This is a genomic window from Nocardia sp. NPDC055165 (assembly GCF_053606985.1).
In genome coordinates, this window is record NZ_JBSGSS010000012.1 from 187630 (window position 1) to 213550 (window position 25921).

Sequence of the window (25921 nt, forward strand, 5' to 3'; positions counted from 1 at the left end):
GATTTCGTTGGACCAGTGCGGTACGAGGAGCGATCGCGATGCCGATTCGGATCAGGGCGGTAGCGGTGCAGGCCGAGCCTACGTGGCTGCATCTGCCCGCGGTCCTCGCGCAGACGATCGGCTTCATCGAGGATGCCGGGGCCGGTGGGGGCACAGCTCGTCGTGGTGGCGATGGCTGAAGCCGGTCGACCGGGGGTCGGAGTTCCAGTGACGCCACTGGAACGTGAAGTCTTCGCCGACGGTGTGGCGCCGTCGGCGGTTTACCACACCGAACTGGGCTGGGTCGGCGTCCTGGGGGGAGCCGACCATGTGTGCCCGGACCGGCGCGTGGACCTGTGGCGGGAGCAGGTCCACGTCGCCGCGTTCTTCGGATTCACCGTGTATCACCAGGTCGGCGACGACATCGTGGTCGCGGTGAACAGTTCGGCGCGCGGGCTCACTGGTGATTTCGTGGGCCGGTCAGGACCTGACCAACCGGGCGATGGCGTCGGTGGCCTCTTTGATCTTGGCTTCGGCCTCGGGTCCACCGGCGATCGCCGCGTCGACGACGCAGTGTGAGATGTGATCCTCGAGCAGCCCCATCGCGACGGCCTGTAGTGCCTTGGTCATGGCGGAGACCTGGGTGAGGATGTCGATGCAGTACTTTTCCTCTTCGACCATCCGCTGGAGGCCGCGCGACTGACCTTCGATGCGGCGCAGTCGCTTGAGGTAGTCGTCCTTGGCGGTGATGTAGCCGTGGCCTGCGTGGCCCGCGTGCTCGTCGCCGGTCGCGGTGTCGGGGGTGGGTGTTGTCACCGTGGTCTCCTCGCCTGCCTGGTAGCTCGCGTGGCGAACTAATACCCCCCTAGGGTACAGTTCCGCGGTCGAAATGTCAGATGACAGGTCCCCGGTGCTGCGCGCGGTCGGCCCGGGCGGAAGAATCGGCGCTATGAGTTCGCTTCCCCGGCCCGCACTCGCCGTCATCGGCGGCAGCGGTTTCTATGACTTCTTCGACCACGACGCGGTGCACGTCGAGGTCGACACACCGTATGGCGCGCCGAGTGCGCCGGTCGCGATCGGGGAGGTCGAGGGCCGCGCCGTCGCCTTCCTGCCCCGGCACGGCAAGCAGCACGAGTTCGCGCCGCACACCCTGCCCTACCAGGCGAATATGTGGGCGCTGCGTTCGCTCGGGGTGCGCCGGGTGTTCGCGCCGTGCGCGGTCGGCAGCCTGCGCGCCGATTGGGGTCCCGGCACCGTGGCGGTGCCGGATCAGCTCGTCGATCGGACCTCGGGTCGCCCGCAGACCTACTTCGACGGCGGCGGTGTCCACGTCTCCTTCGCCGATCCCTACTGCGATGATCTGCGCGCCGCCGCGGTGAAGTCCGCCGGTGACCTTCGGGTCGAGGATTCCGGCACGATGGTCGTCGTTCAGGGCCCGCGCTTCTCGACCCGCGCCGAGAGCCGCTGGTTCGCCGGGCAGGGCTGGGACCTGGTCAACATGACCGGTCATCCCGAGGCTGTTCTCGCTCGCGAACTCGAAATGTGCTACGCGGCAGTCGCTCTCGTCACCGACTTGGATGCCGGTCTGGAAGAGGGCGACGGTGTGCACGCCGTCGATGTGTTCGCCGAATTCAAGAAGAACCTCGGACCTTTCAAAGAGCTCATGCGACGCGCGGTCACCGCGGTCGACGACACCGGCACCTGCGAACGCTGCCGCGTGCACGCCGGGGTGTCGCTGCCCTTCGAACTGCCCTGATCACCCCGGCTGCGCGGTGACCTGCACCTGAGCGAGCAGGAAAGCAGGCGCCGCGCCGCCGCCGGGCAGCGGTGACACCTCGACGTCGACGGTGAGCCAGCCACCCGCCTCGGCGGCCAGCCGCAACCCGCTCAACCCGGCGCGCGTGGCACCTGCCAGCACCTCGGCCCGCAGGGCGGCGATTCTGGGCCGGTCCTCGGGATGCGGGACGGTTCGCTCGTCGACTCCGCGCCATGTCAGCCCCGGCACCGGCTCGGTGACCCAGCGCACGGCGCGCACCTGGGCGGTGTCGACGATGACCAGGTACAGGCCCGGCTGGGACTCGCGCAGCAATTCGAGCGTCGCGGCCTCGAACGACTTGTTCTGTGGGGCAATACTGTCGGTGACATCGACGGACACCCCGCGCCACGTGAACCGCTGCCCGGCGTCGCCGTTGCGCGCGGCCACCAGCAGCGAACGCGGGCCGATCGCCGAATGCACGGTGGCGACGCCCGACCATCGGCTCCGAGGTTCCGAACGGTACAGCGTGGCAACGAATTCCAGCGCGCGATCGAAACGCTCGATCCGCTCGAACGGCTCGGCACCGCTGTATTCGACCGGGGCCGAACCGAAGTGGGGTCCGAGCCCGGCGGGATGAGTGCGGACCACGCGGGCGTACGCGTCGACCTGGAACGGGGCCACGCGAAGCTCGTCGGCCGGGACCTCCGGCCCCACCCACACCTTCACCGCATGTACGGACGAGTCCGGCCACAGCACCGGCACGGCCCGAAATCGCAACTCCGACCAGGGGTTGCGCGACTTCGGCAACATCTGCTCCACCGGCGTCCCGGTCTCGTGTGCGGCCGCGATCAACGGCTGCAACCGGGCCGGAACGGCCCGCTGATACGAGGCCCACTCGCGCGGCGCGGTACCCGCGGTCAACATCGACCAATCCCGCGACGTCCCCAACGTCTCCACCAACTGCCAACGTCCGATAATCACACGTGCGACCCCCTGCGCCCCATGAACGAAACCGACCGCCCTATCGTGCACGAGCCGGTCAGCGGCTCCGGTACCGGGGCATTTCGGGGTCGATAAGCTCGGCGGCATGAATGCACCGCTGCGGTTGGAGATCATCGTCGCCAGCACCCGGCCCGAACGATTCGCGCCCGTGGTGGCGGGCTGGCTGGTCACCGCGCTGGGGGAGCGGCCGGAATTCGAGGTGGGGGTGCTCGATCTGCGGGATCTGGCGTTGCCGGTGGACCTCACCGAGACGCCGGAGGTCGAGGCGTTCCGGGCCAGGTTGGCCGGTGCGGACGCGTTCGTCGCCGTCACCTCCGAGTACAACCACGGGTATCCGGCTTCGCTGAAGACCGCGCTCGACAGCGCCAAGCACGAGTGGCGGGCCAAGCCGATCGGGTTCGTGTCCTACGGCGGGTTGTCGGGTGGGTTGCGCGCGGTCGAGCAGTTGCGTCAGGTGGTCGCGGAACTGCACATGGTCTCGGTGCGCGAATCGGTGAGTTTCGCCCAGGCCAAACGCCGCTTCGACAAGACCGGCATGACCGACGACGACGCCGCGATCGACGCTTGCGATCGCATGTTGAACCAATTGGCCTGGTGGGGAACGACTTTGCGGGCAGCCCGCACGGTGGAACCCTATCCGGGCTGAGTCGGCGGTGGCATCGCCCGCGTGGTGACGCGAGCTACGGCGAACCGGTCAGGCCGACGCCATCGCGCGCTGACCACGCGGCTGGCCGATGTAGGTCGACTCGCGCGGAATCGACACCAGTGTGAGGTTCACCCTGGTTGTTCCCGTACGCAGCACCACGCGGTTGCCGATCGCTCCCGGCTGGAAGATCTCCAGGTCGGGGCGAGAAGCGGGCCAGCCGTTCGGATCACCGGTGAGGTAGATCGTGGTGACACCGGCGTGCGGGGCGGGCGCGAGTACACCGTCCACCACCGTCGCGGTGAAACCCGCGTCGGACTGGTGTGTTTCGACGGCGATGGTCAGCCGCTCCGGATTGCCGACGGTGGTCACCAACTGCTCCCAGGCCTGCGCCCGGTCGGTGCGCACCAGCACCCGCTCGCCGACAGCGAGCGCGCGGAACACCAACTGCTGGGCCAGATACAGCTCACCGGCGACGTACACGGTGGAGATACCGGCGCCGACGATCCTGGTGGCGACGCCGTTGCCCTCGTCGTCGGAGCCCAGCAGCTGCCCGCAACCCGACGACGGAAGGTGCAGCGCGCCGATGACGTCGATCGGGTACTCGATGGTCGGGATCGTGTCGTCGACACCGGGCACCGCGATCGGCAGGTGCGCCAGCAGTGCGTCGCGATGGCGTCCGCTCATCGACACCATGCCCTTGGACTTGGTCTTCTCGGGCAGCTCGCGCGCGGTCAATCGCCATGCGGCGCCGACACTCACGGATTCGGCGTCGCTACCGGGACGCAACCGCACAGCGACCGTCGTACCCCGCGACGGCGCTACCCACAGCTGGGCGAGCAGATCCGAACCCAGCTGCTTGGGATCCACCGCACTGCCGATGTTCACCGCGTTGCCGATCTCGGCGTACTTCCACCGCTGACTCAGTGTGCGCGGATCGAGACCCGCGGTGATCTGCTGTACGGCCTTGCGGATCTCGGGGGCGGTGAGGATGCGTGCGTTGCAGTCGGCGTCTTCGAGCGTGCGCATGATCCGCTGGGTGGCGATGGTGACCGAGCGGGAAGCGCCGTCGGTGCCGCCACCACGACGAGCCGTCGCGTCCGGGCAGGCCACCGCGTCGAAGCTGATCGCGAGCCACACTGTGCGGTGCGCGGTCGCGGGCAGCGGGCCGAGCAGCGATTCGTAGATCGCGCCCGCGGGGGTGCCGGACCGGCTGCGGTGACCGTGGCTGATGATGTCGATCCCGCTGAGCAGGATGTCGTGCTGGTTGAGGCACGCGGCCAGTTCGGGCAGCGGCAACAGGTGTGAGGCGTGCACGGCGGTGCGCGCGATACGGGTCAGCCCGCCGCGCGGCGGCAGCACCTCGACCACGGTGACCACGCGGCTGCCGTCCCAGTACAGGCCGAGCGAGCGCCCGTCGGTGTCACGGAAGTCGACGGTGTCGCCGAGTGTGTAGTCGCGCTTGGCGGAATACCGGCGGATGGTCGAGATCCAATCGAGGATCGTGCGCTTGCCGATCGGGATCAGCGGCACCAGTGCCACCACGACGGCGATGGCGAGCGACATCAGCGCATCGATGCGGCAGATCAGCGCGACAACCCCCGCGATCAGGCCGAGGACCTGCGCAATGAGTAGGTGCGGCAGCGAAATCCGACCGAACAGCGGGCGCGGTCCCGCCCCGGTGAACTCAGCCATTCGTTCCTCCCCCAGGTACCCATTTGTCGATCGGCCGATGGCCGAATGCGAACAACTGCTGCCGGGAACTGTACTGTGTTGCCCGGACGAGAGCACTGTTCGGGGGAGGAACCATGCCTTCAAAACCCACAACGCGCTGGCAGGTCAGCGGATACCGCTTCCTGGTGCGGCGAATGGAGCACGCCCTGGTGCGCCGGGACGTGCGCATGCTGCACGACCCGATGCGCGCGCAGACCCGTGCCTACGTGGTCGGACTGGTGCTCGGCATCGTGGTCCTCGCAGGTTGTGGCGTGCTCGCGCTGCTGCGCCCGCAGGACAAGATCGGCGACAGCAAGATTCTTATCGCCAAGGAATCCGGCGGCGTCTACGTGGTCGTCGACAATGTGGTGCATCCCGCGCTGAACCTGGCCTCGGCCCGGTTGGCGGCCGGTGAGGCGTCCAAGGCGGCGATTGTCAAGGAGTCCGAGCTCGGGAAGAAGCCCCGCGGTCAGCTGATCGGTATTCCGGGCGCCCCGTCGTCGATCCTCTACGACAAGGGCGGCAAGGGCCGGGCGTGGACGGTGTGCGATCGGCTCAAGTCCGACGGCAGCGCCGATCTGACCACGTCGGTGCTGGCCGGTGACCCGAGTCTGGGCGCCAAGGCGTCGAAGGTCGAAGACGGTAAGGCCATGCTTGTGAAGGGCAAGGACGCGACCTATCTGGTCTACGACGGCAAGCGTGCTCGCGTGAAGATGGACGATCCCGCGGTCACTCTGGCGCTCGGCGTCGGAGGAACGACGCCGCGCCCGATCGGCGAGGGCCTGCTGAACGCGATTCCTGAAGTGTTGCCGTTGATCACGCCGACCATCAGCAATCCCGGTGGCACACCGTCTTACAGTGTGAGCGGGCACAAGATCGGTGATGTGGTCCAGGTCTTCAACGAGCCGAATCAGAACTTCGTAGTGCTGCAGGAAGGTCTGCAGTCGATTTCGACGATGACCGCGCAGATCATCCGAAACTTCTATCCGACGATGATGAACGGCACCACGATTCAGTCCACTGACTACACCTTCGCGCCGCATGTGGAGACGCTGAAGGTGCAGGACTACCCGCGCGATCGGCCGACGTTGATCACCGCCAAGGATCAGCCCGTCAGCTGCATGTCGTGGAAGCCGATCGCCGGCGCCACCGACAACGCCGACGCCACCGCCCGCGCCGAACTGACCCTGCTGACCGGCATCGACCTGCCGATCCCGGACAAGGCGAAGATGGTCGACCTTGCGCAAGCCGACGGTGCGGGCCCCAACGCCGACACGGTCTTCATCCCGCCTGCCTCCGGCGCGTACGTGCAGTCCACCGGCATCGAGCCGAACAGCCGTCGCAAGGACAGCCTGTTCTACATCGCCGACACCGGCGTCCGCTTCGGCATCAAGAACGCCGACGCGGTCAAGGCCCTCGGCCTCGAGGAAGTCAAGGCCGAACCTGCGCCGTGGCCGATCATCGGTCTGCTGGCCGGCGGGCCGAGCCTCGGGCGTGAGGAGGCCATGGTTGCCCATGACGGTGTGGCGCCGGACCTGTCACCGGCTCCCAAACCGGTCGCCTCGGTCAAGTAACCCCCCAAAGTGAGGGAACCGAATCGAGCCCGCTTGCGTCAAACCCAGTGACGCTCCATATGATTCGGGGTTCGCTCGAGCAGCGAATCCCGAGGGGCATCACCGTGTTCAATATTGAGGAGGGGTTACATTGCGTACACGTAGCAAGTTCATGGGGTGCCTGGCCACGGGCGTACTCGGCGCGGCAACGCTGATAGCCGGAGCGGGTTTTGGTGCTGGCGCAGCATCGGCATTCACGGCGAGCGGCCCATGTTTCACCAATGAGAACGTGCGGGTGATTGCTTGCTCGTTCCCCACCGTGGAGGAGTGCCAGGACTGGAGGTCGCAGCAACAACGCCCGACGGCGGCCAACTGCGAGTGGAACTCCGCAGGTAATCACCGCCCTGACTGGGACAATCCGGCGGGGCACATCGCGGCAACGTTCTACTGATCTGCCGACAGCTCAGGCCCCGCAACACCTCGGTGCGGGGCCCTGCGGAGTGTCCGGTGCTGACTGGGCCCGGCCCTTGGCCCATTTCTCGGTCTCACCGGCCGTTCGCAGTAGGAGATCGGGAAGCACCCCCCACGATGGGTCGGGAAGAGGCGATGGTGGCGCACGACGGTGTCGCGCCGGATCCCTCGCCCGCCAAGAAGCCTGTCGCCGAAGTGAAGTGAGCTAGCCGGGCGGGGTCGCCTGCTTCGCGGAATCCGCGCGGAGTTCGGCGACCTCGGTCCGCAGGGCTTTGACCTCGTCGACCAGGTCGCGGAGCATGTTCTCCGCGCGGTCGGCGGCGGCGTCCACGGTCTTGAGCTGTTCGACGACCCAGGTGGTCATGGTGCCGATGGCGAACGAGATCAGGCCGATGCCCAGCGTCATCAGGACCAGCGAGACCAGCCTGCCCTCGGTGGTCACCGGGTAGACGTCGCCGTAGCCGACCGTGGTCACCGAGACCGCCGACCACCACAGTGCGTCGCCGAAGGTCTCGATCTTGGAGTCGGGTGCGCCGTATTCGGCGTCGAAGAAGGCCAGACTCGACAGCAACAGGATCAGCAGGGAACTGGTGGCCACGAAGGTCACCAGGCGGGTGCGCGGATGCGTCGCGCGGTTGAGGGCGTCGAGCAGCAGCAGCGAAGCACGGAGCAGCCGCAGCGGGCGAAACGGCGGCACGAGCACGACCAGCAGGTCGAGAGGATGCTTGCGGAGGAAGCGCAACCGGTCGCCCGAGAGCCGCAATCTGACCACGAAATCGACGAAGAACACCGCCCAGATCGCGATATCGGCCAGCACGAGACCGGTATCGAGGCGCGGTGACACATCGGTGTCGAGCACCCGCCACGCGTACATGACGACGAACACCACCGCGAGCGCCATCAACGGCAGATTGGTCGCGCGCTCCCACCGCTGCCTGCGGGTGAGTGGACGGTCGGTTGTTGACGAATTCATGCGGCTACCTGGGTCGACGGGCTCTGGCCCGCCGACCGTACCCTGCTCTTTGGTCGAGCAGGTCAGAGATCGTCGGCCGACATCCCGAATTTGCGCCGGATCGGGAACGACGCCAGGACGCCGAGGACCAGGATCAGGCCGATGGCGCCGGAACCGATCAGCGCCACGTTGCGCGCGGTGTTGTCCGCGGGCGGCGGCGGTGCGGGCACCGCGAGCTGCAGGCTGCGCGCCGGGCTGGCCTGCTTCGGCGGAAGTTCCCTCGGCACTTCGTTGGTCAGCGCCGCGACGGGATCCACTGCGCCGTAACCGATGTACGGATTCCAGCCCTCTGCCGGTGCGTGGGCCGTGGCCTGCAACCGCTGGATGACCTGCTTGGCGGTCAGGTCCGGGAACCTGTCGCGCACCAGCGCGGCGACGCCTGCGACGTACGGCGAAGCGAAACTTGTTCCGCTGTAGGCCATGTACTTGCCCTGGTTGTCGTACTTGCCGTCGGAGATGCCGGCGGTCCTGGCATCGAGGGACGTAATGCCTTCTCCCGGTGCGGCAATGCCGACCCATGGACCGGGCACGGTGAACGACGACGGTGCGCCGTTGGCGCCGATGGAGCCGACCGAGAGCACATATTCGTCGTACCAGGCGGGATTCACATAGGTGCGGATCGTGCTCCACAGATCCTGTGCGGGCTTGAGCGGGTCCGGCCCGGGATTGCCCGACTTGCAGGCGTTGTCGGAGTTACCCGCCGAGCTGACGATCACCACGTCCTTCTCCAGCGCCGCGTACCGCACGGCCGCGCCGAGCGCGCCGAACGCCGCTTCGTTGGCCGGGGAACCGCTGTTGCAGGCGACGAGCGAGATGTTGATCACGCGGGCGCCGAAGTCGGCCGCCCGCCGGATCGCGCTCGCGAGTGAGGAGACCTTGCCGTAGCCCTCGGGGAAATCGTCGGGCCCCTTGTTCCGGCCCGCGCCCTCGGACTGATAGAGGGAGCTGGTCTGGCGAATGCTGAGGATGCGGGCCTCGGGCGCGACACCGGAGAAACCCTGGTTGTCGATCTTGGTCGCGCCGATGATCCCGGCGACAACGGTGCCGTGCACGTCGCAGTCCTCGGTCCCGTTGCCGCCCGCGGCCACGTAGTCACCGCCCGCCCACAGATCGGGCAGTCGGGGATGGGGTTCCACGCCGGTGTCGATCACCGCGACGAGTTGTCCTGCGCCACGCGAGAATTCCCACGCCCGCTCCAGATCGAGGGAACGCTGGCTGGGAGGAATCACCGCCGTCGCGGTACTTGCCTGGGTGCGAAAGCACAGTCCGTTGGTACCGCTGCCGCGCTCGGTCTTGTCCGGCGGCGCAGCGGGATCTCCCGCGGGCAGCAGTCCGGGATCGATGGCCGGCGGCCGGTCCGCGTGCGCTGTGCCGTAGAGACCGAATCCGGCGTTCAGACCGACGACAAGAGCAACGGCCGTCAGTCGAAAGCCGAGCCTCACAGCCCGCGAACCAGCGAGTAGAGATCGGCGACCCAGAACACCAGCGGCAGCACCGCGGCGACGAACGCGTACTCGAGCAGTTCGACGGCCCGGCGCATCGGCGGCGTCGCGGACTGGTTCGGCACGATCAGGCCCATCACCAGCGCCGAGATCAGAATCACCAGCGCGGCACCGAAAACGACCAGCGGCTGGCGCATTTCGAGCGCGACGCCGACCAGCATGATCAGCACGATCGACGAGCCACCCGCGATCAGCACGATGGCCTGTTCGGCGCCCGCGTAGGTGCGGCTGCGGAACATCAGTACCACCGCGCACACCAGCGCGAGCGAGATGCCGGGCCAGTAGGGATCTTCGGAGCCCACGTCGGTCGCCAGCAGCGCGCCGGCGACGGTGACCAGCGTGGTCGCGCTGACCAGGCCGGCGAGGTAGTTACGGGCCCGTTCCGACCGCGCCCGCAGGGCGTCGAGGGTCGGCAGGGCGCGGTGGTCGTCCGGATCGTCCTCGGTCGGATCGATCGGGGTGCCGGGGGAGGGGACCGGCGGCAACGGCAATTTGGCCAGCAGCATCGAAACACGCGGAGCGAGTGAGAGTCCGGCCAGACCGAGCGCGGCGACGACCGCGCCGATCGCCTTGACCGGCTGATCGGCGAGCAGCCCCACCAGGGCCGCGGGCACGCCGAACACCGAGACGGTCGCCGCGCCGATGAACAGCGCGAGGCCGATGCCGGTGACGCGCCAGGCGAGTACCGCGATGGAACCGAGCAGCGCGAATCCGAGCAGCAGATGCGCCGCCCCGTAGTGATCGGGCACCAGCAGCATGCCGCCGGTGAACGCGGTCGGCAGCGCACACCCGGCGAGCACGAGCGCGGCCGAGGCGTCGCGGTACATGCGGCTCAGCACCGTGCCCGCCACCACGCAGAGGATCGCGACGAACAATGCGAGCGACCCGGAAACCCAGAACGGCAACGCATCCGGCGCGGCCAGCAGGCCGAAGCAGCCGACCAGCATGGTGAGCGCGGCGAGCACCGAACCGGTGACGCGGGCGGTCTTCGGCGTCCAGCTGCGGTAGTGCTCGGCGTCGGCGACCGCGACGTTGTACATGATGTCGTCGAACAGGGGCGTCGGCGCCGCGTGCGAGGCGCTCTCCAGCATCAGCAGTTCGCCGTCGCGTACGCCTTGTTCGCCGAGGCTCAGCGAGTTCGAGAACGGGGGGTGGCCGATGCGGGCGAGTACCCATTCGGCGGGTTCGTAGCGTTCGCCGTCGTTGTCGAAATCATTCGAGCGGCTGTGCTGCGCGACCATGTCGACCACGCTGGGGATGACGAGGGCGACCGGCACATCCACCGGAATAGCCATGTCTACCTGCGTGTGCTTGGCCAGGATGGTTACTCGGGCAAGGTCCGGCGCGCGCACGATGCCGCGCGCGGAGTCCTCTTCCACATGATCGAGTCGCGCGTGCGTCAAAACTCCCCCAGTTCCGTCTCTACCTCGTGTTTCCGCTCGACCGCTCACACGGTCGACAGTTTGCGGAACCCACCGTTCGGACAGCAGAATGCCTGACGAACCATACGACATGTCGGCCGCGACCTCTACACTGAGCCCGTCGCGACGACAGATGAGCGAGTAGTCAAGCAGGGGGAGTCTTCGACCATGAGCACCGTCAGGTTCCAGCGCCGTGCCCGGCGCGAGATGCCGCGTACACCCGGCGGCGAGGTCACGCTGCAGCCGCCGCCGGAGATCCCGCGGATCACCCCGGGCAACCTGCTCGCGAAGCTGATGCCCGTCGTCATGGTCGTCGGCATGGTCGGCATGATGGCGCTGATGTTCACCCAGGGCAGCGGCATGCTGTCCAACCCGATGTCGATGATGTTCCCGATGATGATGATCATGTCGATGGTCACCATGTTCGGACAGGGTGGTGGCAAGGGCGCCAAGGCCGCCGAAGCCAACGAGGACCGCAAGGACTATCTGCGCTACCTCGATCAGGTCCGTAAAGACGTCGACGAGACCGCCAAGCAGCAGCGCGCCGCCGTCGAGTGGAGCCACCCCGAGCCCGGCCTGATCTGGATGCTCGCGGGCACCAGCCGGATGTGGGAGCGCCGCTCCGGCGACAAGGATTTCTGCCACGCGCGCATCGGCCTCGGCGGCCAGCGCCTGGCGACCAGGCTGGTAGCCCCCGAAACCGGCCCCGTCGAAGAGCTGGAGCCCATCGCCGCGGTGTCGCTGCGCCGTTTCGTGCGCGCGCATTCCACGGTTCCCGACCTGCCCACCGCCATCGCGGTGAAGGGCTTCGGCACCGTCGCCCTCGACGGCGACCGCGCCCAAGCGCGCGACATGACGCGCGCGATGTTGTTGCAGCTGTGCATGTTCCAGGCGCCCGACCAGGTGCTCGTCGCCGTGGTCTGTGGCCCGGACACCGCCCGCGAGTGGGAGTGGACCAAGTGGCTCCCGCACACCCAGCACCCCGATTCCCAGGACGGCATCGGCACCCAGCGCATGTTCTACGGCTCCATCCGCGAGGCGATGAGCGGCCTGCATCCGCTGCTCGGCAACCGGGTCCGCTACTCACGTAACCAGCCGAACAACCCGAACATGGTGCACGTGGTGATCGTCGTCGACGGTGGCCTGCTCGAGGCCGAGGACGACCAGCTGCGTGAGTCCGGGTACGAGGGCGTCACCATCATCGACCTGTGCAATTACGCACCGCGCCTTGCTGTTTCGCGCGGCATCAAGATGGTCGTCGAAGACGGTGAGTGCCTCGGCCGCGGCGCCACCGGCAACCAGGAACGCTTCGCCACCATCGACCGGGTCAGCGCCGAGCAGGCCCAGCAGCTGGCCCGCAGGCTCGCGCCCTACCGTGCGGCCACCCAGCGCAGCAGCGATGTCGAGACCGACGAGACCGAGACCATCTCCACCTGGTCGCAGCTGATGAACCTGGGCGATATCGGCAACTTCAACCCGGCCAGCGCCTGGCGTCCCCGCTACGGCCGCGAGCGTCTGCGCGTGCCGTTCGGCATCGGCGCCGACGGTGCACCGGTGGAGCTCGACATCAAGGAAGCCGCCGAGAACGGCATGGGCCCGCACGGCCTGTGCATCGGCGCGACCGGTTCCGGTAAGTCGGAATTCCTGCGCACCCTGGTGCTCAGCCTGCTCGCCACCCACTCGCCCGACCAGCTCAACTTGGTCCTCGTCGACTTCAAGGGTGGTGCGACGTTCCTCGGCCTGGACGGCGTTCCGCACGTCGCCGCGGTGATCACCAACCTCGAGGACGAAGCCGACCTCGTCGACCGTATGAAGGACGCGCTGGCGGGCGAGATGAACCGCCGCCAGGAAGTCCTGCGCCAGGCCGGTAACTTCGCCAACGTCTCCGAATACGAGAAGGCCCGCGCCGCAGGTGCCGACCTCGACCCGCTGCCCGCGCTGTTCGTCGTGCTCGACGAGTTCTCCGAACTGCTCACCCAGCACCCCGACTTCGCCGAACTGTTCGTGATGATCGGCCGCCTGGGCCGCTCGCTGCAGGTCCACCTCCTGCTCGCCTCGCAGCGTCTGGAAGAGGGCAAGCTCAAGGGCCTGGAATCGCACCTGTCCTACCGCATCGGCCTGAAGACCTTCTCCGCCAACGAGTCCCGCCAGGTCCTCGGCGTCCCCGACGCCTACAACCTGCCGAGCACCCCCGGTGGCGGTTACCTGAAGTCCGACTCGGGTGAGATCCAGCGCTTCCAGGCCTCGTACGTGTCGGGTCCGTATGTCGGTGGTGGATCGGCGCGCGAGGTCACCAGCGCCGGCATCGTCGGCGGCGAGATCGACGTCAACGCCCGGCCTTTCGCGGCGACCCACGTCGGCTTCCGTGCCGCGGACCGGGTTCCGCTGCCGGTGGAGGCCGAGTTCGAGCCGGAGCCGGTCGGCGACGACAACGAGCAGATGTCGAACCTGAACATGCTGGTCTCGCGCATCTCGGGCCACGGCCGACCTGCCCACGAGATCTGGTTGCCGCCGCTCGAGGAAGCGCCGACCATGGATCAGCTCGTGCCGCGCTCGATCCTCACCGGCGAATTCGCCGCGATCGCCACCCTGCGTGCCCCCATGGGCATCGTCGACCGCCCCTACGATCAGCGCCGCGACCCGTTCGTGGTCGACCTGTCCGGTTCGCGAGGCAATGTCGCGATCGTCGGCGGTCCCCAGTCGGGTAAGTCGACCGCCCTGCGTTCGATGATCATGGCGATGGCGTTGACCCACACCGCCGAGCAGGTGCAGTTCTACTGCCTCGACTTCGGTGGTGGCACGTTGACCAGCCTGCAGGGTCTGCCGCACGTAGGTTCGGTGGCAAGCCGCCTCGACGAGGATCAGGTCCGGCGCACCGTCGCCGAGATGACCACGATCGTTCGCACCCGTGAGGCGAAGTTCCGTCAGCTCGGCATCGAGTCGATGGTCGAGTTCCGTCGTCTGCGTTCGATGGACCCGGCGTCGAGCCCGGCTGCCCAGGGCGCGCACGAGGATCCGTTCGGTGACGTGTTCCTGGTGATCGATGGCTACGGCTCGATCCGCCAGGACTTCGACGCGCTCGAGCAGGTCATCATGAACCTTGCGGTGCAGGGTCTTTCGTATGGCGTGCACGTGGTGATCGCGCTCGCCCGCTGGGCGGAAGCCCGCCCCGCGCTCAAGGACCAGATCGGCACCCGCATCGAGCTGCGCCTCGGCGATCCGATGGATTCCGACCTCGGCCGCAAGTTCGCGTCGCTGGTTCCGCAGGGTCGCCCCGGCCGCGGTATGACCGCCGAGTGCCTGCACATGCTCACCGCGCTGCCGCGGATCGACGGCTCCGCCGACCCGTCCAATCTGGGCCAAGCGGTGTCGTCCGCAGTCGAGACGATCGCCCGGATGACACCGGGCCGTCCCGCGCCGCAGGTCCGCATGCTGCCCGATCAGCTGCCCCGCGAACAGCTGCTGTACCTGGCGGGCAACTGGCCCTCGCGGGTCGATCCGGCGACCAAGTGCCTGCGAATCCCGATCGGTATCAACGAGGCCGAGCTCGCTCCGGTCTACATCGATTTCGCGGAAAGCCCGCACTTCATCATCATCGGCGACTCCGAGTCCGGTAAGACCACGCTGTTGCGCTCGATCATCGAGGGCATCGCCGCGTCGAACACCCCGAATGAGGCACGGTTCATCGTCGGCGACTACCGCCGCTCGATGCTGGGCATCATCCCCGAGGGTTACCAGGCCGGATACGGTTCCACCGCACCGCAATTCACCCAGAACATGGCCGACCTCGCGGCGTATGTCGCCAAGCGAACCCCCGGTCCCGAGGTGACGCCACAGCAGTTGCGTGAGCGTTCGTGGTGGACCGGTCCCGAGCTGTATGTGCTCGTCGACGACTACGACCTGGTGGCCACCTCGTCGGGCAACCCGGTCTCGGCGCTCGTCGAGCATCTGCCGCACGCTCGCGACCTCGGCTTCCACCTGATCATCGCTCGCCGCTCCGGCGGAGCCAGCCGCGCCATGTACGAGGCGACGCTGGCCCGGATGAAGGACCTCGGTTCGGCCGCGCTGGTGATGAGCTGCAGCAAAGACGAAGGCGTCATGGTCGGTACCACCCGTCCCGGCCCCAAGCCCACCGGGCGTGGCACCTTCGTCACGCGTAATACCGAGGGCCTGGTCCAGACCGCCTGGATGCCGCAACCGGAATGACCGTCGTCGAGCTCGTTGTCAGCGAAGCCAAAGTGTGGGCGCGTGGCGCCACCACCCACTGGGATGTCGCGCCGTCGGTTGTCTTGGGCAGCAACGGTTCCGATCTCGTCGTCGGTGAGCCGCTGACCCCGCCCACCCAGGCGGTGTCGGTGGTGCAGTACCTCGCCGGCGGTGTACTCGCGCTGCCACCTCGGATGCCGACGGTGGGCCAAGCCCTGTCCGCGCTGCTCGCGGCGATCATGGACACTCTGCGGGTGACGCCGCTGTGTGAGCAGATCGTCGTCGTGCATCCCACCTCGTGGGGGCAACCCGAACTCGATCTGTTCGGCACCGCCGCACAGCAATTCACCCACGAGGTGGCGTTCGAGGCCTGTGCCCTGCGGGCCTCGGCCGTCGATGTCACCGCCAGTCGTAGCCGCCGCACCGCGATCATCGAGTTCGGCATGCTGTCGACCTCGGCTTCGTCGGTCACCTACGACACGTACGGCACCCACGTCGAGGCGGTCGAGGTCGAACCGAACCTGGCGGCCTCGGAACTCGCCGACGAGGAAGGCTTCGGCCGGCTCACGGCACTTCTCGGCCGCCTGCTCGCCGATCGCCCCGCCGACGTCGTCCAGGTGTTCGGCGCCACCGATCCGGCGGTACTGGCCTCGGTCACCGCCGCAGTCGAAAGTGCGTGCGGCGCAGGCGTTCCTGTCAGCCCGCTCACCGGAACAGACCTGGCGCGACCTACTCAGAAGACCCCCGCCTACACGCCGAACATCCCGCCCGCGGCCGAGTGGATGCAGCCCCTGCGTGAACGTGCCGCGGCGACCAACCCGGTCGATCGCCGCCCGCTCTACATCGGCGCCGCGGCTCTCGCCGCTGTCGTCGCCGCGGCAGCGATCGGTGGCTTCTTCCTGTTCGGATCCGGCGACCAACCGGCCACGGCCGCCGTCGCGACCACATCGGCCCCCGTAGTGACGAGCGAAGCACCCCAGCCCACATCGGCGAAGCCGAAGCCGAAACCCACCACCGAGACGGTCGGCCGAGTCGTCATCGAGATCCCTGCGGGCTGGCACCGCACCACGGCCACCGAGGCCCGCGCCGACCTCGTCCCCGACGAGGCGGCCCGCCACCGCATCACCATCACCCAGAAGCCGGTCACCTCCGGTGCAGGCTACGACGAGGTCGCCGCCGACCTCAGCGCCCAAATCGCCAAAAAGCCCGCAGGCACCGTCACCCCGGTGCGCCGAGACGTAGTCTTCGCCGGCCGCCCCGGACTCTCCTACGAAGAGCGTCCCGCCGACGGGTCAACGGTTCGCTGGCAGGTCCTCGTCGAACGCGGAGTCCAGGTCAGCATCGGCTGCCAGTACGCCGAAAATGGTTGGGCCGGTGTGATGTCCGCCTGCGAGCAGGTCGTCGGAGGCGTCCACGTCGGGCCATGAGCCGCATCCTCTTCGCTGCGCTCCTGGCGTCCTGCACGCTGGCATGTACCCCGGCCGACCTGTCGACCTCCAGCACGCCCTCGTGCCCGACGGACGTTCCTTCGGCTACCGCGGCCAACACCGCCGGCTTCACCATCCATGCCCCCCAACTCCCGGGCTGGTCGACCCAGCCGGTCGAAGGTGGTGGTCTCGTCCTCCACCGTTTCGAGACCATCGAAGGCGCCGACCCGCCCTTCGGCATGGCCACGGTCACCGTCACCACCTTCAGCCCCGCGAATACCGCCGACGCCGCGAGTAACACCCTTCAGATCCTGCGCCCCCACGAATCCGACTGGCACCGAACACGTTCCGAAGAGGTGCGGATCTGCGGCACCCCCGCCCACCTCACCGCCGGAACCACCGCCAACTCCCACCACGACTACCTGGAGTTCGCCTACCCGGTGGGCGACAAGTTCTACCCCATCCAAATAACCACCCAAACCCCCATCACCAACGTCCCCCGCTACCGCTCAGATCTGGACACGATCCTCAGCGGTGTGCGGATCAGCGGGCAGTAGCGGATTGCCTCGATTCGGGTTCGACGGCGTGCGCAAGTACGCTCGCAGCGGGTCGCCTGTGTATCGCGCGCGGCCTGTGAATCGGGAGGGGAAACCATGACTTATCCACCGCCGCAGCAAGGTCCGGGTTGGGCACCCGGTCAGGGTGCGCCGCAGCAGTATGCCGGTCAGCAGCCGTATCCGCCGATGCAGCCGCCGCAGTACGGCTCGCATCCGCAGCCGGGCGGTCAGCCCCACCCGCAACAGGGTTGGGGTCAACCACCGCAGCAGGGATGGCCCCAACCGCCGCAGCAGAACCCGTGGTGGAAATCGCCTCTTGTGCTGGTCGGCGGCGCTGTTGTCGTCATCGGTGTGCTGGTGGTCGGCGCTGTCGCTTTCGCCGGCGGAGGCGACGACGAAGCGGGAACGGTCGCAGCGCCCCCATCGTCGGTCCAGGAAGCGCCCGCGGCGCCCACCGCTGCGAAGAGCACCTCCAAGCCCGCACCGACGACGACCAAGGCGGCCCCGCAACCTGTTTCGGCCGATGCCAAGATCGTCCTCGAAGCGTTGCCCGCGCCCCTGCGCGAAGTCGTCGCCGTCAACAACATCACCGAGAAGGCCCCGATCGGCAACGACCCGTACGCGGTCCGAGTGGTCTTCACGGTGCCCGCCAAGAACAGCTTGACGGTTGGCCTCCTCAGAACAGCCGTCGATATCGACCGCTACCCGATCGCCTGGATCGACACCAACCCGGACAAACTGCTCCGTCAGTGGAGCAGCCAGCACCCGGAATGGCTGATGGACAAGGGCGAGAAGAAGTTCCGCATCGATGACACGATCCCGGGTGGCGGGGCCACCGTGGAAACCTTCAACACGGCGACGAAGCTGTACACGGTGATGTCAGGATTCAAGGACAAAGACGCTGCCTTGAAATACCTCGAGCGCGCTGGATTCTAGGACAACTGGTCCTGAAACAAGTCAGGCCCCGGCTGTGAGCCGGGGCCTGACTTGTATGGTGCTGGGATCAGAACAGACCCGCGAGAGCGGTGTCGGTGCCCTTGAGGTCCGAGTTGCCGGACTGGACCAGCGTGCCGGCACCTTCGAGGGTGGTGTTGAGCTGCTGCACGTGGGTGTTCCACTGCGCCTGCAGCTGAGTGAACGCATCGTTCGCGTCACCAGCCCAGTTGTTGGTGACGAAGTCGGTGACCTGCTTGTGGAAGTCCTCCAGCATGGTCATGATGCCGCGGGCATCCTGGACGATGCGCTGAGCACCGGCCTCGACCTCGCCGAAGTTAGCGGAAATCCGCGTGACGTCGTTGCCTGCCATCGATGGCTCCTTACTAAGTGTGGTGGGGTCGGATCAGAGAGCGGGGAGGTCGAGCGAGCTGACCTGGGCCTTCACCTGCGAGGCGAAGTCGTGGTCCTGCTCGTCGTAGGACTTACCGGCGTTACGCAGGTTCTCGCAGGTCTCGAGGAGCTTGTCGTTGAGCTTGTCGGCCTGGAAGTAGTAACGCTCCATGAAGGAGTCGAACGCTGCGCGGGCGCCACCACTCCACGTTGCGGTGGTCTGGTCCTCCAGCGTCTTCAGCGCCTGGATCGCGGTAAGCAGATCCTGGTGCTTGGACTCGGAGGTCTTCACGAAATTGTCAATTTCGGTTGCACTGGCACTGAGCTGACCCGCCATGGTGTCTTCCTTCCGATTTGCTGTACTGGGAGTCGGGAGCAACTGCTCCGGTCGACCCGTTCATATGATTGGACGCGAGCCAGGGTGGATCGGTTCCCACATCTTCCGAGATTTTTTTCGGCCCCCGGGATGACGCCGATGTCCACCCTGCTGTACCTGCGGATTCATGGCTCCGCCGTCGCCCTGGCGACACGAGGCCTACGTGTCCGCGAAGCTTTCCCCCTCCTTCCCCTGCCACAGCCCGAGTCACAAGGCCAGCGGCACTTCGCGTATCACCATACCGATCGCGGCGCTGTCTGCACACCCCACTCCCGCCGCTGTTGTCGGACAGGGGTATGTGTGCAACGTCAGCTACTGGGCGTTGGCGAAGACGGCATACTGCGCGGCCGCACGCTGATGCGCGTCATTGATCTGGTGGCTGCTGACGAGCCCGACATACTGCCGGTAACGCACCGAGCAGGAGAACCGCTTGATGTCACTGGAGGTGACCTTGTTCTCGATGCAGTTGGTAGCGGGCACCTCGGTGGGCGAGTTCGCCGGGCCGAATCGCGGGCCCTCGAACATCCCGGCCTGGAACTTCTCCGCGGCAGAAGAGTCTCGTGCCCGGAAAACATTTGCGTCCCATCCGATCCCGATGTGATCGACGCCGGTCTCCTCGTACAGACCCCGGTGTTCCTGCTCCGCACGTTGTACCTGCAGGAAACCCTGGAGGCCGTACGATGCCGACCGCGTATCTTCCGGCCCGCCCAGCTGTTCGCGGTTCAACGCACGTTCCAATACATGGGCAGGATCGTGTTCGAGCATCAGTATTTCCATCGGCGTGAGCGCCGGCAACTTGTCGAGCCGTGGCAACTGGGCATCCAGGACTCGGCCGGCCAGTTCCTTCAATTGCGGCAGATCAGCTGACGGCAGACCCACCTGCAGGCTCACGACGTAACTGCCTCGCGCGATATTCGCGGCCATGCTCGGTATTCCGGGGCGCCAATGCGCGTGGGCAGCCGGGTACTTGTCGATTGTCAGCTTCTGATTCTGGTCAGCGGCTACCTGGAAGTCGAGGACCCCGATCGATTCGGCCGCGCGTCTTGCGGCATCCTCGTCCGGAAATTGCATTACACGCATTCCGAAATATGTCGGTTTGAGTGAACGCTGAGTATCTGCCAGGACGTCATCGCCGGGCGATAGGGCAAATGTGCCGAAGTGTTCTTTATCGGTGCTCCCGGTACTGAATCCGTAAAGCAGCCGATGCTCTTTGAGTGATGGCTTCACCGTATCGCTGAACTCGCTCAACAAGGTTTCGGATGTAAACGAACCCCAGGCCCCGTACTTCAGGCTCGGATCAACATCGGTGCCGAGTACGAGATGGTCGGCCAGGCGCATAGCTGCTAGTTCCTGGCCGTACTTGTAGCCGTGCTTATACTGATAATAAGCGCTGACCGGGAGCGTCTGGTACTTTCCTACATCCAAGGTTCGGACATCGATTTCGCCTGCGATCGCCGTTCCGTCGACGTTCGATCCGCAGCCTGATGCCAAAATCGACGAAATAACAGCTGCGACCGCAACTTTAGCAATATGTTTGCGCATGGTCTGTCCTCGCTTCCGTCTGGCTATTATTTGGAGTTCGCCAATAGCGAGTACTGGGCCGAAATTCGCTGATGTGCATCGGTTAGTTGGTTTGCGGATATCTGGGCCGCATATCTACCGAAGGTGATGGTGCAGTAGAACCGCGGGTTGACACCGCGGAATTTTTCACGATTTTCGTGACATTTGGCAGACGGCAGACCTGGTGGGCTCGGTGCCACAATGAACATGCGGCCGCGTTCGCCCCGTCGCTTCTCCAGTAGTTGTGCGGACTCTGTGTTCTTGGTCCGATACAATTCCCCGCCGTTGAAAGCGGCCACGTCAACGCCTGTTTCATCGAACAGTCGCTGGTCTTCAGTGATATTTAGCGAGACCTGCAATGCGCCATGCTTCTGATATGCAGTAGGGATCGTGGCACCGTCAGTTACAGAGTCGTTGGTAGCAGGGACTGTCATGGCAAGAATCCCGTCGACATCGCGGTCCAGCGTGCTCCATTTATCGCGCGGAGTCGGTGTGAATTTCGACAAACTGGGCTGGATAGCCGCGATGACCTTCTCTGCCTTGGACTGCATCCCGGGTAGGTCGTCGGTTCCGATCTGATCACTGAGATTGTCTCTGACAACGGTCAGTACCAAGAATTGACCTACTGAATGCCACACGTAGATTGCATCGTATCGTGAGGTCCACACGGCATGAGCTTCAGGAAATCGCGATAGCCGGGTGCCTTGGTAGTTTGCCCCGAGAATTTCCTGGTGCTTGGCGCCCAAGGATGGTACGGCATTTTTGGCCGTCTCGGCGTCAGTAAACAGAAGGGCATAGTTGTTCAATGTCCAGGAGAGATTTCCATTGAAGTCAGATCGCCCCTCGCTGTAATAGCCGGATATGAACCCAGGTGCGAAGGTATTGAAATCTTCGCGGCTCATGAGCAGATCCCGTGACAATGGGTAGTGCGATACATCTGTGAACGTACGACTCTGGTTGAATCGGTTTGTGAAATTCAGCGCTGGGTCGATCTCTGTAGGCAGGGGCATGGCCTCGGCAATGCGTCGCGCTTCGACCAGTGCTGCCTCGTCGTCGGTTTCAGCCATTCCCAAGGGGGTCGGTTTGCTCGGGTAGTTTCCCATTTCGAGCTTACTCAGGTCGACCTGTACCTCTGGAGCGGCCACCGGGCCGGCCGGGCTTGCTTCGCCCCCGCAGCCTGTCGCCAACAGGCATGCGATAGAAACTGTCGCGCTTAATGCCGCTCTGTACGCTCGTTTTCTTGATGCATTTGGTGATGTCAATTCAGAACGCAAAGCGTCCCCCCGTTGGTAGTTTTTCGAATTTCTCTATCTAATCTTTGATTTGAGGACAGGAACCAGCTTGCTGATCATCAGTGCCTCGGATTCGGATGACCAATTCCGCATGGCGGATACCGTGCTGGGATCATCGATAGGGACGACAATTGCGCGTGAGCTGGTTATTCCGTACGGGAGACCGAGAAGCCCACCGCCACCGGCCTTCTCGTCGCTACGGAGCACGATGACGTAGCTGTCGTCAGGTGCTTCGAGCGCACTCGAGCTGTCCGAGACCTCTTTGGGTGACGGAATCCCTTCGGTATTCGTGTACTTGAAGTTGTAGACGAAACCGAGTTTTTCCAAAAACTGTGTCTGCGGGCTGCCGGTAAAATAGATTCCGAATTTGTTCGGTTGCTGCGTGACATTGAGGAGCGTGACAGTCTTACCTGCGAACTGCGGATTGTCCTTGCGTTCCTGCTCGATCGGCGGCAGGGCAGAGGCCGATGTGCTGGTGGTGGTGCCGGGCGTTGGGTCGGATCCGCCCGCGGCCCAAATGCCGACTCCGGTGCCGATTCCGACGACGAGCGCGATTGCTGCGCCGATCACTACCGCGCGCTTGGTCTTGCTGGGAGCGGTCGGTGTGGATGCTGTGAGTCCGTGCAGCGATACCGCGGCCCGCGGATCGGTGTGCTCGCGGGGCGGCATCACCTGGATCGGGTAAGTCGGTGAAGTGTTGTGGCCGGTGGGGTTGAAGCCCGGGGTCAGCGCGTTCGATGCGGCATCGGTGAATTCGCGGCAGGTGGCGAAACGTTCGGCGGGGTTTTTGGCCATCGCGCGGGCGAAGACGTGGTCGATGGCGTGGGGGAGGCCGGGGCGGACTCGGGTTGCCTGGGGTGGGGGCTCGTGGAGGTGGCCCATCATGACCATGGCGGGTTGGGCTGCGGGATAAGGGTTTTGGCCGGTCAGGAGTTTGTAGAAGGCGCAGGCGAGGCTGTAGATGTCGGCGCGGTGGTCGAGGACGGCGCCGCTGAGTTGTTCCGGCGGGGCGTAGGCGATGGTGGCGAGGAAGCTGCCGGTCTGAGTGAGTTCGGTGGCGTCGTCGGTGGACTTCGCGACACCGAAGTCGGTGAGCAGGACGCGTTCCTCTTCGCCGTCGCTGCTCGACAGCAGGAAGTTGGCGGGCTTGACGTCGCGGTGCAGCAGGCCGCGGCGGTGGGCGTAGTCCAGGCCCTTGCCCACCTCGCTGGTGATGCGAAGGGCGCGCAGCGGCGTCATGGAGTGCGGGTCGCGGGCCAGTTCGGCAGCGGCGTCGGTGCCGTCCACGTACTGCATGGCGATCCACAGCTGGCCGTGCTCTTCACCGCGGTTGTAGACCGAGACGATGTTGTTGTGGTCGAGGCCGGCGGCGAGATTGGCCTCGCGCTCGAAGCGGGCACGGAACTCGGGGTCGCGGCTGAGTTCGGCGCTGAGCACCTTCAGGGCGTCCATCCGCGGCAGGCTGGGATGTTTGGCCAGGTAAACCGTGCCCATGCCGCCGGCACCGAGTACCCGCTGCACGCGGTACCCGCCGACGATGGTGCCGTGGCTCATCACCATCTTTTACGATCTCCTGACTCAATGCCGCACACTGCCGCTTTCCCGGCTGGAGCATATAGGACTCCGTAGGGGTCGGCCGGTGTGGGATTATCGGCTGTTGGCGAATAGTGCATATTGCGCGGCCGCACGTTGATGGGCATCCAAAAGCTGGTTGCCGCTGACTATTCCGACGTATTCGTTGTAGGCGAGGATGCAGCTGAAGCGTTTCGCCGCGCCGGTGCGTTTGTTCTCCACGCAGGCGGTGTCGGGGAGGTTGGGTGGGTTGGCGGCTTCGGTTTCTACCTGCCAGAGGAACATCTTCTCGGTGACCGCGCGGCGGGCGGTCTGCTCGTCGGGAGTGCGCACGGCGATCGAGCCCCAGGACAGGGCCACCTGCTGGGCGCTCATCTTGGTGAGCTGCTCGTCGATGAAGTGGCGATCGGTGGGGAGCTGGTCGCCCGCGTAATGCAGGATGCCGTGTTTGCCGGTGACCACGTAGTAGCCGGAGCCCTCGGGGTTGGCCAGCTGGTCAGGGTTGAGGGTGCGCATCAGCAGGTGGTCGGGGTCCCACGGCAGCGCCATGACCTCTTCGTCGGTGAGCGGCGTGGTTTCGGCGAGTGCCTCGATCTGCTCGGTGAGGGCGTTCGCGGCGAGGGTGGTGAGCGCTTGCTGGTCGGGGGTCGGCACCGAGAGCAGGAAGGCGATCACGTACGGGCCGTGGGGGAGCACGGTGCGCAGGAAGGGTGAGTCGGGACGCCAATGCGACAGGGCCGCAGGGTGTCCGGGGATGGCAACGGGTTGGTTGCGGCCTTCCTTCATGGCGAAGTCGGTGTCGTAGAACTCTTTCGCGGCGGCGGTCGCGCGGTCCGCGTCGGGGAACTGCAGGACCATGGTGGTGGCGGTGAGCCTGTTGTCGGCCTTCTTCGTCGGCCAGTCACCGTAGGTTTCGACCCGCGAATCCTTGGCGGCGCCATTGGATTCGAAGCCGTAGAGCATCTTGTACTTCTTGGCGATCGCCGACATCGCCGGCTCGTCGCCGAGCGCGGAGGGCATCACGCCGGCGGAGACGGTGGTCGCGCGTTTGCCGTAGGTCATCTGGGCGTCGACGTCGCGGGAGTTGATCACATAGTCGGCGATCCGCATCGCCGCTACCTCGTACATCTCGTAGAACGGTGGGACCGGGTCGTCGTCGTGGGCGTTGACCGGCTCGGTCGGGTACGAGCCGACGTCGAGGGTGCGAACATCCATCTCGGCCGGCAGCGCCTGCCCGGACAGGGTGGAGCCGCACGCGGTCAGGACGGTGGCCAGCGCGGCGGCCAGCACGGCGTATCGGATTGTCATTTCGCGTTCACCAACAATGCGTACTGGGCCGAGATCCGCTGCTGGGCGTCGAGGAGCTGGTTCGACCAGACGTAGGCGGCGTAGCGGTCGTAGGACACCGCGCAATAGAAGCGGATCGCGATCCGTTGTTTCCTGCCGATGTATTCCTTGCACTGGGCGCTCGGCAGGTTCTTCGGTGCGGCGGAGGCGGTGAATTTGCGGGTGACGCCGCCGAGCTCGTCGCGGACACCCTGGGCGCCGGCGATGTCGCGGGCGCGGTAGACCTCGGCGCCGTCGTTGGCGTAGAGGTCGATGCCGTAGTCGTCGATCATCTTCGCGGCGCTCACCGGGTCGGAGAGGAAGTGGCGGGCGGTGCGGCCCGCGTAGACGCCGGGTGGGTTGATCCAGGAATCCTCGCGGGGGCGGGGTGCGGTGCGGCCGAGCATGCCGTCGCGATCGCGCTGCAGGGTCATCAGTTCGGTGCTGGGGGTGGGGGTGAATTTCGCGACGGCGGGGACGATGGTGTCGAGGCTCTTGCGGGTGAGGTCGAGCAGCGCTTGCTTGTCGACCTTCTCCAGCCAGATCTTCAGGTAGTCGTAGAACCAGGTGTAGATCACCAGATGACCGGTGGCGAACCAGGACCCGATCGACTGCTGATCGGGCTGCCAGTGCGCGATCGCCGCGGGATAACCGGGAATCTCGATGCGCTGGTTGTTCGGGGCATAGCCGAAATCGAGTTTCTCCAGCTCGGCCGCGGCGGTGGTGGCCTTCTGCGCGTCGGGGAAGATCATCACCGCGTTCACCATGTCCAGGCCCATGTTGCTGGGCTTCGTCTCCGCCGAGCTCACGAATCCGCCGATGAAATCGGGGGCGACTTCGGCAAACCGGTCGACGGCCATGATCTTGCCGAGCGCGGCTTCGGCGTCGAGGAACACCGACGCGATCGACGGATTGGTGTGGATGAACCGTGGATCGATATCGGCGGGCGTCGGTACGAAGTCGCCGAGACGTTCGGCCTCGATGAAGCGGCCCTGGTCCAGGTTCGCGACCGTCCCGACCTGGCGGGGCTGGGTCGGATAGTTGCCGACGTCGAGAGTGGCGAGGTCCACCGGGGCGTCGGTGGCGGCGATCTCGTCGGGACCACCGCAGGCCGTGACGACAGTGGTCAACAGTGCGGTCGCCAGGACACAGACGACTTTGGTGGCTCGCAACTCATTTCCTCCCCGAAACGATCGTCGGCGAGATCCTACGTCACCGCAATCGAGG

Annotated in this window: 21 protein-coding genes; 8 read left to right on the top strand and 13 right to left on the bottom strand. The window is 66.0% G+C overall.

What is annotated here, in order from left to right; translation table 11 throughout:
• Positions 1–38 precede the first annotated feature (38 nt).
• Positions 39–179 carry a hypothetical protein gene (locus ACWFRF_RS24230; protein WP_452452379.1) on the top strand — a complete coding sequence of 47 codons (141 nt, stop codon included), beginning with the start codon at positions 39–41 and terminating at the stop codon, positions 177–179.
• 280 nt (positions 180–459) lie between these two features.
• On the opposite strand, the gene ACWFRF_RS24235 is transcribed toward ACWFRF_RS24230, so the two are convergent.
• Positions 460–795 (bottom strand): metal-sensitive transcriptional regulator, encoded by a 336-nt coding sequence (locus ACWFRF_RS24235; RefSeq protein WP_378993608.1) that lies wholly within the window; start codon positions 793–795, stop codon positions 460–462.
• A 133-nt stretch (positions 796–928) separates the two neighbouring features.
• On the opposite strand from ACWFRF_RS24235, the gene ACWFRF_RS24240 reads away from it, so the two are divergent.
• Positions 929–1735 carry an S-methyl-5'-thioadenosine phosphorylase gene (locus ACWFRF_RS24240; RefSeq protein ID WP_378993607.1) on the top strand — a complete coding sequence of 269 codons (807 nt, stop codon included), beginning with the start codon at positions 929–931 and terminating at the stop codon, positions 1733–1735.
• Here ACWFRF_RS24240 and ACWFRF_RS24245 read toward each other — a convergent pair whose 3' ends face one another.
• Positions 1736–2767 carry a GAF domain-containing protein gene (locus ACWFRF_RS24245; RefSeq protein WP_452452381.1) on the bottom strand — a complete coding sequence of 344 codons (1032 nt, stop codon included), beginning with the start codon at positions 2765–2767 and terminating at the stop codon, positions 1736–1738.
• A 55-nt stretch (positions 2768–2822) separates the two neighbouring features.
• On the opposite strand from ACWFRF_RS24245, the gene ACWFRF_RS24250 reads away from it, so the two are divergent.
• On the top strand, positions 2823–3383 hold the full coding sequence (locus ACWFRF_RS24250) for an NADPH-dependent FMN reductase (RefSeq protein WP_379220350.1): 561 nt from the start codon (positions 2823–2825) through the stop codon (positions 3381–3383).
• A 48-nt stretch (positions 3384–3431) separates the two neighbouring features.
• Here the strand turns inward: ACWFRF_RS24250 and eccE are convergent, their stop codons facing one another.
• Complete coding sequence (eccE, locus tag ACWFRF_RS24255; RefSeq protein WP_378993604.1) at positions 3432–5075, bottom strand: type VII secretion protein EccE; 1644 nt, start codon at positions 5073–5075, stop codon at positions 3432–3434.
• Between the two features lie 113 nt (positions 5076–5188).
• Between eccE and eccB the strand changes: the two genes are divergently transcribed.
• A complete protein-coding gene (gene eccB, locus ACWFRF_RS24260) occupies positions 5189–6667 on the top strand; it encodes a type VII secretion protein EccB (RefSeq protein WP_452452383.1) in 1479 nt (492 codons plus the stop codon).
• 655 nt (positions 6668–7322) lie between these two features.
• On the opposite strand, the gene ACWFRF_RS24265 is transcribed toward eccB, so the two are convergent.
• The 3 genes from ACWFRF_RS24265 to eccD form a co-directional block, all read right to left on the bottom strand.
• Positions 7323–8090, bottom strand: coding sequence for a potassium channel family protein (locus tag ACWFRF_RS24265; protein ID WP_379317615.1), 768 nt, complete (start codon positions 8088–8090; stop codon positions 7323–7325).
• A gap of 62 nt (positions 8091–8152) precedes the next feature.
• Positions 8153–9571: a type VII secretion-associated serine protease mycosin gene (gene mycP / locus ACWFRF_RS24270; RefSeq protein WP_378993601.1), complete on the bottom strand. Its 1419-nt coding sequence runs from the start codon at positions 9569–9571 to the stop codon at positions 8153–8155.
• A complete protein-coding gene (eccD, locus tag ACWFRF_RS24275; protein WP_452452385.1) occupies positions 9568–11034 on the bottom strand; it encodes a type VII secretion integral membrane protein EccD in 1467 nt (488 codons plus the stop codon). The genes mycP and eccD overlap by 4 nt, the downstream gene beginning before the upstream one ends.
• Positions 11035–11220: 186 nt before the next feature.
• Here eccD and eccCa point away from each other — a divergent pair, with 186 nt between their 5' ends.
• From eccCa to ACWFRF_RS24295, 4 genes are all read left to right on the top strand, one after another.
• Positions 11221–15258 (top strand): type VII secretion protein EccCa, encoded by a 4038-nt coding sequence (gene eccCa, locus ACWFRF_RS24280; RefSeq protein WP_452452387.1) that lies wholly within the window; start codon positions 11221–11223, stop codon positions 15256–15258.
• Entirely contained in the window at positions 15255–16685 is a 1431-nt protein-coding gene (locus tag ACWFRF_RS24285; protein WP_379313914.1) for a type VII secretion-associated protein, read from the top strand. Before eccCa ends, ACWFRF_RS24285 begins: the two co-directional genes overlap by 4 nt.
• The gene (locus ACWFRF_RS24290; RefSeq protein ID WP_452452389.1) at positions 16682–17242 is read left to right on the top strand and encodes a hypothetical protein; all 561 of its coding nucleotides are present in this window, start codon (positions 16682–16684) and stop codon (positions 17240–17242) included. The genes ACWFRF_RS24285 and ACWFRF_RS24290 overlap by 4 nt, the downstream gene beginning before the upstream one ends.
• Before the next feature lie 96 nt (positions 17243–17338).
• Positions 17339–18178 carry a hypothetical protein gene (locus ACWFRF_RS24295; protein ID WP_449969599.1) on the top strand — a complete coding sequence of 280 codons (840 nt, stop codon included), beginning with the start codon at positions 17339–17341 and terminating at the stop codon, positions 18176–18178.
• A 67-nt stretch (positions 18179–18245) separates the two neighbouring features.
• Here the strand turns inward: ACWFRF_RS24295 and ACWFRF_RS24300 are convergent, their stop codons facing one another.
• The 7 genes from ACWFRF_RS24300 to ACWFRF_RS24330 all read right to left on the bottom strand — a co-directional run bounded on the left by ACWFRF_RS24300 (position 18246) and on the right by ACWFRF_RS24330 (position 25866).
• A complete protein-coding gene (locus ACWFRF_RS24300; protein ID WP_452452390.1) occupies positions 18246–18548 on the bottom strand; it encodes a WXG100 family type VII secretion target in 303 nt (100 codons plus the stop codon).
• Between the two features lie 33 nt (positions 18549–18581).
• Positions 18582–18905 carry a WXG100 family type VII secretion target gene (locus ACWFRF_RS24305; RefSeq protein WP_378661991.1) on the bottom strand — a complete coding sequence of 108 codons (324 nt, stop codon included), beginning with the start codon at positions 18903–18905 and terminating at the stop codon, positions 18582–18584.
• A gap of 351 nt (positions 18906–19256) precedes the next feature.
• Positions 19257–20486 (bottom strand): DUF7373 family lipoprotein, encoded by a 1230-nt coding sequence (locus ACWFRF_RS24310; protein ID WP_452452391.1) that lies wholly within the window; start codon positions 20484–20486, stop codon positions 19257–19259.
• Between the two features lie 26 nt (positions 20487–20512).
• Entirely contained in the window at positions 20513–21571 is a 1059-nt protein-coding gene (locus tag ACWFRF_RS24315; protein WP_452452392.1) for a DUF7373 family lipoprotein, read from the bottom strand.
• Between the two features lie 240 nt (positions 21572–21811).
• Positions 21812–23350, bottom strand: a complete 1539-nt coding sequence (locus tag ACWFRF_RS24320; RefSeq protein WP_452452394.1) for a serine/threonine protein kinase — start codon at positions 23348–23350, stop codon at positions 21812–21814.
• A 93-nt stretch (positions 23351–23443) separates the two neighbouring features.
• Complete coding sequence (locus ACWFRF_RS24325) at positions 23444–24676, bottom strand: DUF7373 family lipoprotein (protein WP_379316015.1); 1233 nt, start codon at positions 24674–24676, stop codon at positions 23444–23446.
• Complete coding sequence (locus tag ACWFRF_RS24330) at positions 24673–25866, bottom strand: DUF7373 family lipoprotein (RefSeq protein ID WP_378993591.1); 1194 nt, start codon at positions 25864–25866, stop codon at positions 24673–24675. The genes ACWFRF_RS24325 and ACWFRF_RS24330 overlap by 4 nt, the downstream gene beginning before the upstream one ends.
• Positions 25867–25921 lie beyond the last annotated feature (55 nt).